Here is a 14947-nt window from a genome sequence, read left to right as displayed (position 1 = left end):
CTCAACGAACGGCAATCGCCTCGAATTCCTTGTCGTGCATGACGTCGGCCACCGGCCGGCCGGCGCGCACGGCCGCCACCATGCCGTCCTGGCGTCGCGCGATCCGCTCGCCCAGGTCCAGCACCGCCTCGATATGAGCGGCGGGAACGAACACCGTGCCGCAGCGATCGGCGATCACATAGTCGTCCTCATGCACGGTGACGCCCGCCACCTGAACCGGATTACCCGAGTCGATCTGGACCACGCGGTTGCGCGCGCTGATCATCGTGATGCCCCGGCCATAAACGGGGTAGCCGATCGACTCGCTGCCTTCGATATCGCGGCTCAAGCCGTCGATGACCGAGCCCCGAATTTGCTTCGCGCTTGCGGCATTGGCGAGAATGTCGCCCCAGCACGAGATGCCCTGTGCGCCGCCTGCGATCACCAGCACGCGGTCGTTCGCGGTGACGGCGTCGATAACGGGCGAGATCAAGTGCACAGTGGGCTTCGCATCGGTCTTGGGGCCGAGCTGGATGGTGCTGGCGCGCCCGACGATCTTCGGGCAATCCCACAGCGGGCGCAGACCGTAGGTCGCGCCGGGCAGACCGAGAAAGTCGAGGGCGTCGGAAACCGTGTTGGTGTCCAGCGACGCGAGTCGATCGAGGGTGGAAGTCGGATTCATGGCGCTCAGTTCCGTTGAAAAGTGCGACAATCCTCGCGCTGCCCTGCTGATATGTAAATTTCGTATCAATTATCTTGCTGATACGATTTTCGGAACAGCACTCCGCCCTTCACGCAACGAGCCCGGCATGAACAATACGATCGACTTCCGGCTGATCCGCCAGTTATGGATGTTCCTTGCCGTCGCCGAGGAGCAGCATTTCGGGCGCGCGGCGCAACGCCTGAACATGTCCCAGCCACCGCTGACCGAGCAGATCAAGGTGCTCGAACAGTCGCTCAAGATGCAACTCTTTTACCGCTCCCGCCAGGGGACGCAGTTGAGCCCGGCAGGCGCGGCGATCCTGCCCGCCGTGCGGCAGTTCGCCGGGCAGGTCGAGCGGCTGGAGCGGGTCGTGCGCGAAGTGGCGGCGGGTCAGTCGGGCGTGCTGCATGTGGGCGCCATCACGTCCGCGATGCTCGAAACCGTGCCGCCGGTGCTGGATGCGCTCAAGCGCGCGCACCCGCAACTGACGGTGTTCGTGCAGGAAATCGACAGTGTCGATGCGATTCACATGCTGGAAGCCGGCGAACTCGATCTCGCGTTCGTGCGTATCGACGGCCAGGTGGGCGGCGCAATCGCCACGATGCCGCTTGCGGAGGATCGCCTGGCCGTGGCGCTGCCGCGGGACCATGCGCTCGCGGCGCTGCCGCGCGTGCGGCTACAGTCGCTGGCGAACGAGCAACTGGTGATGTCGTCTCGCCAGGTGAGCCCGGTTTATTTCGATCTGCTGACTTCGGTTTGCCGCTCGCATGGCTTGACGCCGCGCGTCACGCACGAAGTGCGCACGGTCACCTCGCAGATCGCCTATGTGGGTTGCGGCCAAGGCGTCGCGCTGGTGCCCTCGTCGATGCGCAAGCTCGCGCCGGCGAATGTGGTCGTGCGCCCGTTGAAGGAGAAAATCACGGTCGTCACGGCGGCGCTGCTGTGGAATACGCAACGCCATCACCCGATGGTCGATGAGGTCGTTGCGTGGTTGAAGAAGCGCAAGTCCGGCGGAAAGCAGGCGACTCAGGCAGCAGGTGCCCAAACGCCCCCGCTTTCCGCAGACAAATAGCGCGAGAAACCGCAATGCAGCCGGGAGCCTGAGTTTATCTCTCCGCCACCATGACCTCATGAAAACGCTGCCCAATAATCTGCCTGGCTTGAAGCATGATGCGATCGATGAGTTCCTTCACGCTCGGGATATCGTGGATGAGACCCGCGACCATCCCGCAGGACCAGGCGCCGGCGTCCAGGTTACCCTCCTTCATCACACGCGGGTAGACACCGCCGACTTCATCCGCGATATCGGCAAAGGTAATCTGCTGGCCAAGCCGCTCCTCCTTCTCCAGCAAGCGTTCAACGCCCCGATTGTTCAAGACGCGCTCCGTGTTGCGCAACGGACGCATCACAAGCCGGGTATCCAGTTCGGATGCCGAAACGATCGCGTCCTTGACCTTTTGATGGACCGGCGCCTCACGCGTCGCGACAAAGCGCGTACCCATGTTGATGCCCGCCGCACCCATCGCCAGCGCAGCAACGAGCGAACGCCCGTCGGCCATGCCGCCGGAAGCCGCGAACGGAATGTCGAGTTCGTCGGCGGCGCGCGGCAGCAGAATGAAGTTGGGCACATCGTCCTCGCCGGGATGTCCACCGCACTCGAAACCGTCCACGCTCACGGCATCGCAGCCAATGGCCTGCGCCTTTAGCGCGTGCCGAACGGAAGTGCACTTGTGGATCACCTTGATCCCGGCGTCGTGGAGCACGGGCAGCCACTGTTGCGGATTATTCCCGGCGGTTTCGACCACCCTCACGCCGCCCGTGATTATGGCTCGCACATAACCCGCGTAGTCGGGCGGATTGCGCGCGGGCAGAAACGTGAGGTTCACGCCGAACGGCTTGTCGGTCATCTCGCGGCAACGCTCGATCTCGCGCGCCAGTGCCTCCGGTGTCGGCTGGGTCAGCGCCGTGACGATACCGAGCCCCCCGGCGTTCGATACGGCGGAAGCCAGTTCCGCGAACCCGACGTAGTGCATGCCGCCCTGAATGATCGGGTGCTCGATCCCGAAGAGTTCAGTCAGTTGTGTTTTCACGAATCATTTCCTCTCAACCATTGGCCAAAGCCCGCGCGAATCAGAATTGGTCGGCGGGGAGACTCATCAGGCACGCCGAGCCCGTTTTCACGCGCTGCCCCAGCGCAGCCACCACGGGCAGTTCGCGTTCGAACCAATAGCGCGCGAGCGCGAGCTTGCGATCCAGGAACGAGGGATCTGCCGTTTCCGGCAACAAGGCCAGCGCGCTATCCGCGATGCGCAGCCACATCCACGCGCAGGCAACCACGCCCATCATCGTCAGAAAGTCGTGCGACGAGCCACCCGCGTCGTAGGGGTTGCGCGCCGCGTCGCGCAACCAGTTCGCATATGACCTGATTTCACCGGTTGCCTCGTGCAACGCGTCGGCGTGGGCGCGCAGCGCTTCCCGCCGCCCCGCTTCTCGCGCCGTGGTTTCCACGAGTTCAAGGAAGCCGGCCAGCGACTGCCCTTCGGCGGCCGGTAGCTTCCGCAGCACGAGGTCCAGCGCCTGGACGCCATTCGCCCCTTCGTAAAGCTGGAAGATGCGGCAGTCGCGCACGAGTTGTTCGACGCCGTTCTCGCGGATATAGCCGTGGCCGCCCATGAGCTGCATGGCGTCGTTGGCCGATTCGAATGAGCGGTCGCTGAACCACGCCTTGACGACCGGTGTCAGCAGGCTGCCAATCGCAGTCCGTTTCGCACGCAACGATTCGTCCGGCTCGTCGAGCAGCGTTCTCACGCTGAGCGCAAGCGCTCGCGCGCCTTCGATAAACGCGGCCTGCTTCAACAGCAGGCGGCGCACGTCGGGGTGGACCACAATCGGGTCCGCCGCGTCGCCCGTGCGGTCGGTCGGGTTGGCGGCGCGACCCGCCACCCGCTCGCGCGCATAGTTCGCGGCGTGACCGTATGCGCGATTGGCCGACGAAAGCGCCTGCAAGCCGGTGCCGAGACGCGCGGAATTCATCATGTCGAACATGCCGCTCATCCCCGCCGACGACTTCCGCGCCGACGCGCCCGGCTCGCTGGACTCTTGCAGCGGGAACGCCCGCGCATTCTCGAACGCCAGCGTGCAGGTGGCGCTGCCCTTCAACCCCATCTTGTGCTCGATGCCGGTCACGCTAACGCCGTTCGGCTCGCCCACTGCGCCCGTGGCGGGATCGACAGCCAGCTTGGGCACGAGGAATAGCCTGATTGTCGATAGATCGTCGAGCACGCGCCCGCTTTCATCGGGCACCTTGGCGAGCACCAGGTGAATGACGTTGCCGGTCAGATCCTGGTCGCCGCCTGAGATGAAGATCTTCGTTCCGCTCAAGCGCCAACTGCCATCGGCCTGCGGCACGGCACGCGTCTTCATCAGGCGCAGGTCCGTGCCGCAATGCGGCTCGGTCAAACACATCGTGCCCGCCCAGCGCCCTTCCACCATCGGCGGCACGATGTGCTTGAGCATCCACTCGTCGCCGGTGCGCCGGATCGTTGCATGCGCACCGTTCGTGAGCCCGGTGTAAAGCCCCAGCGAATTGCAGGCCGAGGCAGAAAACTCGCGCACGGCCTGGCCGATCGTATCCGGCAGGCCTGCGCCGCCAAACGTCTCGGGAGCCGACACGCTGTTCCAACCGGCCTCGCACTGCGCCGCGTGACCCGCTGCATAACCGGAGGGCGTCTTGACCGCACCGTTTTCCAGCCGGCACCCCTGTTCGTCGCCGGGAGCATCGAGCGGTGCCCAGACTTCCTCGAAAAAGCGCGCGGCCTGCTCCAGGACCTGGCGCGTATCGTCTCGCGACAGTTCGCCGGTCGCATGGGGCGCGTGCGGGCCGATCACGTCATGCAGCAGGAACAGATAGTCGGCAACAGGGGCGTGGTAGTTCGTAGGCACAGCGATTCTCTCCTGATTGATGCAATTTTTTCGCCGGGGCGTCACACATTGGTGCGCCGGATCGAATAGGGAATGGTGAAACTCCGCAACGCGTCGATCAATTCGTATTCCTCCATGTTTGGATCGCTCACGCTGACTTCCGCGAAGAACCCGCCGTTGCCCCGGTCCGTCGCGCGGACCGACGCGTTCGCGCCAATGCCCGCCTTGTCGAGCGCGGCGTGGAACATCCGCTCGATCGCGTCGAGACGCAGCACATTCTTCTGGATCTTCCCCACCGAAGTCTTGGGCATTTCCTCGAGCACATAGCAATGCTTCGGGACGGCTGCGCGCTCGGGCACGTGCTCGGCGGCATACTGCAAGACTTCCTGAGCGGCGGCGAGCGCGCCAGGCTTGATCACCACGTAGGCGACCGGCACTTCGCCCGCATGCGCGTCCGGTGCGCCGATCACCGCCGCATCCTGGATGGACGGGTGGCCGAACAGCGCCTCTTCCACCATCTTCGGGTCGATGTTGTGGCCGCCGCGAATGATGAGGTCTTTCGAGCGGCCCGTGATCCAGAGCCAGCGATCCGCGTCGAGATAGCCCAGGTCGCCCGTGTCGAGCCAGTCGCCGTCCACCCAGTGCGCGCTCTGGTTGTCGCCCAGATAGCCGGGAAATACCGAAGGACCGCGCACGATCACGAGGCCGGGCTCACCCGGCTCGCAGTCCGTTGCCGTACGCCCTTGCGCATCCAGCCGCACCACGCGCACCTGCTGGTACGGCAGTCGCACGCCGGAACTCCCCACCTTGATGTCCTCGACCGGCGGCGTGATGCAGGTGACCGCCGTGGTTTCCGTCATGCCCCAACTCTCGCGAATGCGCAGGCCCGTCATGCGATGGAAAGCCTGCGCGACCGTGGTCGAAAGCGGCGCCGTGGACGACGCCACATAGCTCAGCGTGGAAATGTCCGCACCGTTCAACGGGATCGACAGTACCTGGTTCACCAGCGTCGGCACGAAGGTCAGCATGTTGGCCTCGAACGCCTCCACGATGCGCCAGATGTTGGGCAGCACGGTGGGATTGCGGAATCCGGCCGAGGTCATCAGCACCACCGTCGAGCCCTTCGCCAACGGGCCATAGCAGCCCACCACGGCGCCCGCCACATGAAAAACGGGCACGCCGACCAGTCTCACCTCGTCGGCGCCGAACCCGGTCAGATACTTCGAAGCCCAGATCCAGAACACCTGGTTGCGGTGCAGATGGCGCGCGAGCTTCGGTGCGCCGGTCGTGCCGCCCGTGTGAAAGAGCGACGCCGTGTCGTCGGGAGAAAACACGCGGCCCGACACCAGCCTGTCTCCGGGAAAGCGCGCCATCGCCTCGTCGAAGTCGATCACCGGTACGCCGTTCACCGTCGCGGGCCCCGCTGCGCGCCCGCCCACGCGAATCAACGCGACGAGCGAGGGCACGCCGCGCGCCACCGCTTCGGCCTTGGCCCAGATCTCCGGATGTTCGTCGCCCGCAAAGGCGACGAGCACCTTCGCGCCCGCCGAGCGGAACATTTGCGCCAGGATATCGGGCTCCAGCATCCAGTTGGCCGGATTGACAATGCCGGCCGCCTGCGCGCCCCACAGCACGAACTGCGATTCGGGCACCGCCGGCAACATCACAGACACTACGTCATCCTTACCAATTCCCAGATCGGCAAGTAGATTCGCGGTTTGATGGACCTTCGTGCGCAACTGTGCGAACGTCACCTGCACGGCCGTCTCCAGCGGGCGCGCGCCGTCGCTGAAAAACTGGATCGCCACGTTGTCCGGGTCGATGCCGCACCCATCCATCAGCATTTCATAAGTCGACGCCGGCAGACCGCGCTCCGCCAGGGGAACGCGCTCGAAGCGCTCGACGTCGGCCTCGGTCAGCAGCAGATCCGAAGTCCAGTAAGCGGGCAAGCGGGATGACACGGAAGCCATTTGTCTCGTCTCCTGTTCCTGCATGTGTTATGGAAGCCAATGCTGGCGCGCAGGCTTGTCCCGCGCGCCGCATCCGTGTTCAACGACCCTGGAAGCGGGCCTCGCGTCGCTCGACAAAAGACTGAATGCCTTCCTTGAAATCTTCCGAGGCGAAGACCTCCTCGCGCACATGCGGAATGACTTCAATGGCCGCCTTCTCGCCGTGCTCGATATAGGTCAGCGCGGCAGCCTTGGTCGCGCGCAGCCCGATGGGCGCGACTTTGCAGATCAAGCGGGCGATCTCCATCGCGCGTTCGCGATGCTGGCCGTACGGAAGCACTTCCTGCACGAAGCCGCAGCGCAACGCTTCCTGCGCCGAAAATTCGTCGCACAGGAACAGGTGGTACATCGCGTTGCCCCAGCCCGTGCGGGTCAGATAGCGAAAATGCGCGCCACCGAGCGGCGCGATGCCGCGTTTCGATTCGAGCTGGCAAAAGCGCGCGGTGTCCGCTGCGATCACAATGTCCGACGCGAGCATCTGTTCGATGCCGATCGTGTAGGTAATGCCGTGCACCACGGAGATCAGCGGCTTGCGGCAGCGCTTGCGCAGGCCGAACGGATCGACCTGGTCGTCGGGAATGGGCTTGGCCGTCGCGGTCGGGCCGAAGAACTTCGGCATGTCGAGGCCCGCTGTGGTGTGCTCGCCCGCCGGATCGAGCACCGCAACCCACAGGTTGTCATCGTTGTCGAATTCGGTCAGCCGTTTGGAAAGCTGCTGCATCAAGTCGGGCGTGATGGCGTTTTTCTTGGCGACATTGTCGAGTGAAATAACGGCGATGTGGCCTTCCACCGTCATGCGGACCTGCGGCGTTTCTGCGTCGTGGCTCATGGTGTGCTCCTTCATTTCGAATTGGGTTGTTGCTTGCGGGTTCATACCGCCGTGATGCCGCCGTCGACCGCCAGAATCTGCCCGGTGATGTGCTTGCCGGCGTCGCTTGCGAACAGCAGCGCCGCGCCCTTCAGGTCGTCGTCGTCGCCGATGCGCTGGAGCGGCGCGCGCTCCGAGAGTTTTTCCACGCCCATCTTTTCGATGGTCCCGCGTGTCATCTTCGAAGGAAAGAAGCCTGGCGCCAGCGCATTGACCGTCACGCCGTGCTGCCCCCACTCGCCCGCGAGCGCGCGCGTGAAGTTCACGACGGCGCCCTTGCTGGTGTTGTAGGCGAGCGTGGCTTGCGACTTCGGTCCGTTGCCTTTGAGCCCCGCGATGGAGGCGAGATTGATCACACGCCCGTGGCGATTGGGAATCATCGAAAGCTTGCCGATCTTCTGCGTGAGCAGAAAGATCGAGCGCACGTTCAGGTTCATGACCTTGTCCCAGGCGGCCAGCGGATGATCCACGGTCGTCGAACCCCAGGTCGCGCCCGCGTTGTTCACGAGAATGTCCACCCGCCCCAGGCGCTGCATGGCCTCGTTGGCGAGGCGCTCGACATCCTCCTCCGCCGCGCTGTCGGCGGCGATCCAGCTCGCGTCCACGCCGAGCGCCGCCAGATGCTCCTGCGCCGCCTGAAGCGAGTCCGCCTTGCGCGCGGAGATCACCACGCGCGCGCCCTGGGTGCCCAACGCCTCGGCAATTTGCAGGCCGAGGCCGCTCGAGCCGCCCGTTACCAGCGCGGTGCGTCCCTTCAGGTCGAAGAGCTTTGCCACAGCAGTCATTTCCATCTCCTTGTCTAAAGAACTTCGAACAGGCCTGCGGCCCCCTGGCCGCCGCCGATGCACATGGTCACGACGACATACTTCGCGCCCCGGCGTTTGCCTTCGATGAGCGCGTGACCGGTCAAGCGCGAACCGGTGACGCCGTAAGGGTGTCCCACCGCGATCGCGCCGCCATTGACGTTCAGACGTTCGTCAGGAATGCCAAGCTTGTCGCGGCAATACAGAACCTGACACGCAAACGCCTCGTTCAACTCCCACAGGCCGACGTCTTCGAGCTTCACGCCCGCCCGCTCCAGCAGCCGGGGAACGGCGAACACGGGGCCGATACCCATCTCGTCCGGCTCGCATCCGGCGATCGCGAATCCGCGGAAGATGCCGAGCGGTTCGATACCCCGCTGCTGCGCGAGCTTTGCGTTCATCACCACGCATGCCGACGAACCATCGGAGAACTGGCTCGCGTTGCCTGCCGTCACGACGCCGCCCGGCAGCGCCGAACGGATGCGCGCCACGCCTTCCAGCGTGGTGTCCGGGCGAATGCCTTCGTCGTGTGCGATCGTCACCTCGCGGGTCACGACGCGCCCCGCCGCATCCACCACGCCCATGGTGGTGGTCATGGCGACGATTTCGTCAGCGAATTTCCCGGCCGCCTGCGCGGCGGCGGCGCGTTGCTGGCTGCGCACTCCATAGGCATCCTGATCTTCCTTGCTGATGCCGTAGCGGCTCGCCACCTGCTCCGCCGTCTGCAACATGCTCCAGTAGATCTCAGGCTTGTGCTCGACTAGCCACGGGTCGCGCCGCATGTGGGTGTTCGCCTGGTTCTGCACGCAGGAGATAGACTCCACACCGCCCGCGACAATCGCGCTCGCGCCTTCCACCATCACGCGCTGTGCGGCCATGGCGATGGCCTGAAGGCCCGACGAGCAGAAGCGGTTGACGCTCACGCCGCCCGTGGTCACGGGCAGCCCGGCGCGCAGGGCGATGGCGCGGGCGATGTTGCCACCCGTCGTGCCTTCGCCGAACGTGCCGCCCATGATGCAGTCCTCGATCTCGCCAGGATCGAGCCGGGAGCGTTCCACGGCGTGTTTGACCGCGTGCGCGCCGAGCGTCGCGCCGTGTGTCATGTTGAAGGCGCCCTTCCAGCTTTTGGCCAGCGCGGTGCGGGCGGTCGATACGATGACGGCCTCGTTCATGATGTCGTTCCGTGAGAGTGAGTGAAAAATCAGGCGTTGAAGGCGCCGCCTTCGTCGGCGAGTCGATCGATCAGCGACGCGGGTTTCCAGCTCGCGTCGGCGGCGGCGAATTCGCGCAACGCGCGGCGCACGTTGTAGACGCCCACCGTGTCGGCATAGAACATGGGGCCGCCGCGCCAGGCCGGGAAGCCGTAACCGTGCAGGTACACGGCGTCGACATCGGATGCGCGCGCCGCGATGCCTTCTTCCAGAATGGCGGCGCCCTCGTTCACCAGCGCGTAGATCAGGTGCTCGACGATTTCCGAGTCGGAGAAGCGTTTGGGCGTCACGCCCTTTTCCCGCCACCACGTCTGAAGCATGTCGCGCGTGCGCGCCGAAGGCTTCGCCTTGCGCTCGCCGGGCGCGTAGTCGTACCAGCCCGCGCCCGTCTTCTGGCCAAAGTGTCCGGCCTCGCAAAGCCGGTCCGCCAGTTCGAAGCGCGGCATCGACGGATCTTCGGCATAACGCCGCTTGCGAATCGCCCAGCCGATGTCGTTGCCCGCAAGGTCGGCCATGCGGAACGGCCCCATCGCCATGCCGAAGCGTTCGACCGCCTGGTCCACCTGCTCCGGCAGCGCGCCTTGCTCCAGCAACTCGCCGGCGCGCCGCGCATAGCGGGCCACCATGCGATTGCCGATGAAGCCGTCACACACGCCCGACACCACGGCCACCTTGCCGATACGGCGCGCGAGCCCCATGGCGGTTTGCAGCACATCCGGCGCGGTGGCCGCGCCGCGCACGACTTCGAGCAGGCGCATGACGTTCGCAGGACTAAAGAAGTGCAGGCCGATCACATCCTGGGGCCGCTTCGTTTCAGCCGCGATGCGGTCCACATCCAGCGTGGACGTGTTGGTGGCGAGAATCGCGCCGGGGCGAGCCACTTCGTCGAGCGCGCGGAAGGTTCGCAGCTTGAGGTCCATGTCCTCGTACACGGCTTCGATCACGAGGTCGCAATCCGCGATCCGTTCGGGCGAAACGCCGGGCTGGAGCAATGCCATGCGCGCCTCCATGTCCGCGTTCGCGAGCTTGCCTTTCTTCACGCTCGCCTCGTAGTTGCGGCGTATCGCGTCGACGCCCTTTTGCACCGCGGGCTCCGATACATCGAGCAAGACCACGGGCATGCCCGCATTGAGGAAATTCATGGCGATGCCGCTGCCCATCAGGCCCGCGCCCACCACGGCCACCCGGTTGACGGAACGCGCCTGGGTGCTCTCCGGCACGCCCACCAGTTTGCTCGCCGTGCGCTCGGCAAAGAACGCGTGACGCAGCGACTTCGAAACCGGCCCGTTCATGAGTTCGAGGAAGAAGCGCCGCTCCAGCGCCAGCCCCTCGTCGAACGGCAACTTCACGCTCGCCTCGATGGCGTCGAGACAGCGCGCGGGCGCGGGAAGATGCGCAAACTTCGCGGCAATGGCCGCACGCGCCACGGCCAGATAGCCTTCCGGATTCGGGTGCCGCACGGTCATGTCGCGCACGCGCGGATGCGGCCCGCTGCGTTGCGCGGCCTCTCTCGCGAACGCGAGCGCGGCCGGCAGCAGTTCACCGTGCGCGATCTGATCGAACAAGCCGGAATCCGCGAGCGCTTCCGATGCGACCGATGCGCCGTGCACGATCATGTTCGTCGCCACTTCCAGGCCGATGAGCCGCGGCAGACGCTGCGTGCCGCCCGCGCCGGGCAAGAGGCCCATCGTGACCTCGGACAACGCGATGCGCGCCTTCGGCGCGGCCACCCGGTAGTGGCAGGCGAGCGCCAGTTCGAGGCCGCCGCCCATCGCCACCGAATGCACGGCGGCGACCACGGGCTTGCGGCTGTTCTCGATCGCGGCGAGCACGGTGTTGAGCCCCGGCTCGCGCCCCGTCTTCGGCGAATTGAATTCGCGCATATCGGCGCCGCCCGAAAAGGCCTTGCCTGCGCCGGTGAGCACGATGGCCTTCACGTTGGCATCGGCAAGCGCGCGCTCGACGCCGTCGATGATACCCACGCGCACGGCGTAGCCCAGCCCGTTGACCGGTGGATTGGCGATCGTGATGACCGCGACGTCGTCGACGACGGTGTATTCGGTGCTCATGGAATGTCCTTTTCCGGTGGGAGACAGATGCACAGGCTCAAACGCGGCTCGACGCCGCGCCGGGCTCGCGCTGGAGGAATTGCTGGAAGATGTCCTGCGCCTCGCGCGAGCGGCGCAGCGTGTCGAACACGATGCCCTCGCGCTGCAAGCGGGCCTCGACGAGTTCGGCGGTCGATTCGCGAATCAGGCCGCGCGTGGCGAGCAGCGCTTCGCGCGGCTTCACGGCGAGGCGCTTCGCCACGGAAAGCGCTTCTTCTTCGACCATGTCGAGCGGCACGATGCGGTTCACGAGCCCGGCGAGGTGCGCTTCCGCCGCGGGAATGGGCGCGCCGAGCAGGAGCCATTCGGCGGCCTTGTTGCGGCCCACCACGTGTTGGAGCAGCAAGGTCGAAGCGAACTCGGGGCACAGGCCCAGGTCGACGAACGGAAAGCGCACGCGCGCGTCGTCGGAGGCGACGACGTAGTCGCAATGCAGCAGCACCGTCGCGCCGATGCCGACGGCGTGCCCGCACACGCACGCCACCGCCGGCTTGCGCAGCGACGTCATCGCATGCAGGAACGTCGCGGCGGGCAGTTCGCGATGCGCGGCCGCCTCATCCGTCACGAACATGCCGATATCGTTGCCGCTGCTGAAATTGCCGCCTTCGCCGCGCAGAAGGACGGCGCGCACGTCGTCGCGCCGGTCGGCCTCGGCAATCGCCTGGGCCAGCGCCACGTACATCTGCGCCGTGAGCGCATTCTTTTTCGCGGGCCGGTCGATCGTCACGACCAGCACGCCTTCGTCCAGACGTACCCTCACTTCCGCGCCCATCGCTCTCTCCTTCAGTACGACTGATTGAGTCGTTTCATGAGGAAACAGTGTGGACGTTGCGGGCGATTCTGGCTGTCGGAAGTGGCTCTGAGATTTGTCAGCGTTTTCTGAAGTTGCCGCTTTGACCGGCAACTTCAGCGCGGCACCCGCCGATCATCAATCGATCAACCGACGTTCGACGGCGTAGCGGGCAAGCTCGGCGTTGCTGGCAACACCGATCTTCTTGAGAATGCGCGTGCGATAGGTGCTCACGGTCTTCACGCTCAAATACATCTGGCGGCCAATCTCGGTCAGCCGGATGCCGCGCACGATCAGCAGCATGATTTCGTATTCGCGCGAAGACAGTTGCTGATGCAGCGCGCTTTGCGTGCCGCGCTCGAACCCATCGAGCAGGCAGTTCGCCACCGCGGGCGTCACGTATCGGCCGCCCCTGGCCACGCTGCGAATGGAATCGACCAGCTCCATCGCGTCCATGTCCTTGGTGACGTAACCGGAGGCGCCCGCCTGAAATGCCCGCATGGCATATTGCTCGGCGGGATACATGCTCAGCACGATCACCGGCATCGCGGGCCATTCGGCGCGCAGCGAAGGCAGCATGTCGAGGCCGCTGCGCCCCGGCATGTTCACGTCCAGCAACGCCACATCGACCGGCTGTTCGCGCAGCCGGCCAAGCGCTTCGGACGCGTCGCTCGCCTCCGCCACGACGTCGAATTCGCTTTGCTCCGCGAGCAGGCGCTTGAGCCCCTCGCGAAAGATCGTGTGGTCATCGACCAGCATGAGACGAATCATGGCTTGCTCTCCTCCTGTATGCCGCCCCGCCGCACCGGCACGCTGAGCCTCACGCACGCGCCCGAGCGGGGTCCGGTGCCGAGCTGCAAGGCGCCTTGCAGTTCTCTCGCGCGCTCCTTCATGCCGAGCAGGCCAAGATGCCCTTCCGCAGCAACGGCGTCCGACTCGAAGCCGAGGCCGTTGTCCGCGATCTCCAGCACGAGGCCGCCCGCCTGCCACGCGAGATCGACCGTGACTTCGGTGGCCTTCGCATGCCGCGCGACGTTGGTCATCGCTTCCTGAAAAATGCGGTAGATGCCGATTTCCGTGTTGCGGTCCAGCGCCAACGCGAGACCCGTGGTCTGAAACCGCGTGGCGATGCCGTAGCGCCGCTCGAAGCGTTTCAGGTCCAGCGAAAGCGTGTCGCAAAGACCGAGATGATCGAGCGCGCCGGGCCGCAACCCTTCGGAAATTCCGCGTACCGCCTGGATGGTTTCCTGCGTGAGCTGAAGCGCCTGCGTTGCCGTCATGGCGAGCGCGGCCAGTTCCGGCGGACTCGCCTCCCCAGGCTTCGCGTCGCGCTCGAACGCACGATCCACGGCCTCGATGCCGCGCGCGAGCCGCGAAAGATCGAACTTGATTGCCGTGAGCATGCCGCCAATCACGTCGTGCAGTTCGCGCGCCACGCGATTGCGCTCGTTCTCCCTCACGTTGTTGGCGCTCGCGACGAGTTCCTGCAATCGCTCGCTCGCCTCCACCAGTTCCGTGCGCTGGCGCTCCTGCTCCGTGATGTCGATGCCCACGCCCACAATCGCCGGGCGGCCGTGAAAAATCACCCGTGTGCCGTGAATCTCGAAGCAACCCGGCCGGCTCGACAGCGTGCGCCGGATCGTGAAGCGCTCCGAGGGCCCGCTGCCCGTGATCTTGCGCTCGTACTGCGACATCAGCGCAGCCAGTTGCGCCGGGTTGGCGACGTCCCGCAACCGCGCGCCCAGCAGTTGCTCGCGCTTGAGGCCGCACATGTGCGCGAACGTCTCGTTGACGTAGCAAAACCGCCCATCCTGAAGGATGTAGATGCCGGCGATGGATTGCTCCACGATGCCCTTGAAGGGAACTTCGTAGTCGTCGAGGTCGAAGGTGGAATCGGTCATTTCTACATGATGGTTGTCATCCACAAGAATGACGACCATAATCCAGAATGTCAATAGATCAAACCCGGACATGACCATGGGGCATTCGCAGGCGGACAAGGCGCGCAGCAGGGAACGCATTCTGGAACAGGCGGCCGGTCAGGTCAGGGAAATGGGGCTGGAGTCGGTGAGCGTCAGCAAGCTGATGAGCAGCGCCAATCTCACGCACGGCGGCTTTTACGGCCACTTCGCTTCGCGCTCCGACCTGCTGCTGCACGCACTGGAGCGCGCGCTCGACGACGGGCGCGCCGCCTTCGAGGCAAAGAACGGCAAGGGACCGCACGATTACAGCGTGACGGTGCGCGGCTATCTGAGCCGCAAGCATCGCGACGCGCGGGCCTCGGGCTGCGCGATCGCCGCGCTCGCGGGCGATGTCGCGCGCGCCGACGAGGCTTCGCGCGAAGCCATGTCGAGCCGTATCGAACAATTCGCGGCGAACCTCGGCGCGTCGATGAATCAAGAAGACGCAGACAAGGCGCTGTTCGCGGTCAGCGCGCTGATCGGCGCGCTGGTGGTGTCGAGGGTGATGGTCGACGAGAAGCGTTCCGATGCAGTGCTTGCCGCCGCGAAGCGCCAACTGCTCGCGCTCAACGAAGACAACTGAGCCGGAAACGC

The 14947-nt window shown here is 65.3% G+C and carries 13 protein-coding genes; 2 read left to right on the top strand and 11 right to left on the bottom strand.

Going from position 1 to position 14947, the window contains the following annotated elements:
* Position 1: 1 nt before the first annotated feature.
* A complete protein-coding gene (locus C7402_RS12995; RefSeq protein WP_116610963.1) occupies positions 2 to 661 on the bottom strand; it encodes an RraA family protein in 660 nt (219 codons plus the stop codon).
* 127 nt (positions 662 to 788) lie between these two features.
* Between C7402_RS12995 and C7402_RS12990 the strand changes: the two genes are divergently transcribed.
* Positions 789 to 1754, top strand: coding sequence for a LysR substrate-binding domain-containing protein (locus C7402_RS12990; protein ID WP_116610962.1), 966 nt, complete (start codon positions 789 to 791; stop codon positions 1752 to 1754).
* A gap of 34 nt (positions 1755 to 1788) precedes the next feature.
* Here the strand turns inward: C7402_RS12990 and C7402_RS12985 are convergent, their stop codons facing one another.
* The 10 genes from C7402_RS12985 to C7402_RS12940 form a co-directional block, all read right to left on the bottom strand.
* On the bottom strand, positions 1789 to 2772 hold the full coding sequence (locus C7402_RS12985; protein ID WP_116610961.1) for an NAD(P)H-dependent flavin oxidoreductase: 984 nt from the start codon (positions 2770 to 2772) through the stop codon (positions 1789 to 1791).
* 40 nt (positions 2773 to 2812) lie between these two features.
* Positions 2813 to 4624, bottom strand: coding sequence for an acyl-CoA dehydrogenase family protein (locus C7402_RS12980; protein ID WP_165841877.1), 1812 nt, complete (start codon positions 4622 to 4624; stop codon positions 2813 to 2815).
* A gap of 41 nt (positions 4625 to 4665) precedes the next feature.
* Positions 4666 to 6573, bottom strand: coding sequence for an acyl-CoA synthetase (locus C7402_RS12975; RefSeq protein WP_165841876.1), 1908 nt, complete (start codon positions 6571 to 6573; stop codon positions 4666 to 4668).
* 79 nt (positions 6574 to 6652) lie between these two features.
* Complete coding sequence (locus C7402_RS12970; protein ID WP_116610958.1) at positions 6653 to 7441, bottom strand: crotonase/enoyl-CoA hydratase family protein; 789 nt, start codon at positions 7439 to 7441, stop codon at positions 6653 to 6655.
* 41 nt (positions 7442 to 7482) lie between these two features.
* The gene (locus tag C7402_RS12965; protein WP_112173104.1) at positions 7483 to 8265 is read right to left on the bottom strand and encodes an SDR family oxidoreductase; all 783 of its coding nucleotides are present in this window, start codon (positions 8263 to 8265) and stop codon (positions 7483 to 7485) included.
* Between the two features lie 14 nt (positions 8266 to 8279).
* Positions 8280 to 9455 carry an acetyl-CoA C-acyltransferase gene (locus C7402_RS12960; protein WP_116610957.1) on the bottom strand — a complete coding sequence of 392 codons (1176 nt, stop codon included), beginning with the start codon at positions 9453 to 9455 and terminating at the stop codon, positions 8280 to 8282.
* A gap of 29 nt (positions 9456 to 9484) precedes the next feature.
* Positions 9485 to 11563, bottom strand: a complete 2079-nt coding sequence (locus C7402_RS12955) for a 3-hydroxyacyl-CoA dehydrogenase NAD-binding domain-containing protein (protein WP_116610956.1) — start codon at positions 11561 to 11563, stop codon at positions 9485 to 9487.
* Positions 11564 to 11600: 37 nt separating this feature from the next.
* Positions 11601 to 12374 (bottom strand): enoyl-CoA hydratase-related protein, encoded by a 774-nt coding sequence (locus C7402_RS12950; protein WP_116610955.1) that lies wholly within the window; start codon positions 12372 to 12374, stop codon positions 11601 to 11603.
* 156 nt (positions 12375 to 12530) lie between these two features.
* A complete protein-coding gene (locus C7402_RS12945) occupies positions 12531 to 13163 on the bottom strand; it encodes a response regulator (protein ID WP_116610954.1) in 633 nt (210 codons plus the stop codon).
* Positions 13160 to 14293 carry a PAS domain-containing sensor histidine kinase gene (locus tag C7402_RS12940; protein WP_165841875.1) on the bottom strand — a complete coding sequence of 378 codons (1134 nt, stop codon included), beginning with the start codon at positions 14291 to 14293 and terminating at the stop codon, positions 13160 to 13162. Before C7402_RS12940 ends, C7402_RS12945 begins: the two co-directional genes overlap by 4 nt.
* Before the next feature lie 76 nt (positions 14294 to 14369).
* Between C7402_RS12940 and C7402_RS12935 the strand changes: the two genes are divergently transcribed.
* Positions 14370 to 14936 carry a TetR/AcrR family transcriptional regulator gene (locus C7402_RS12935; protein ID WP_112173098.1) on the top strand — a complete coding sequence of 189 codons (567 nt, stop codon included), beginning with the start codon at positions 14370 to 14372 and terminating at the stop codon, positions 14934 to 14936.
* The last annotated feature ends 11 nt before the right edge of the window (positions 14937 to 14947 follow it).

The organism is Paraburkholderia unamae (assembly GCF_003096875.1).
GTDB classification, from domain to species: Bacteria; Pseudomonadota; Gammaproteobacteria; order Burkholderiales; family Burkholderiaceae; genus Paraburkholderia; species Paraburkholderia unamae.
The sequence above is the reverse complement of the archived record's forward strand: the minus strand, read 5'-3'. Positions and strand labels throughout refer to the sequence as shown.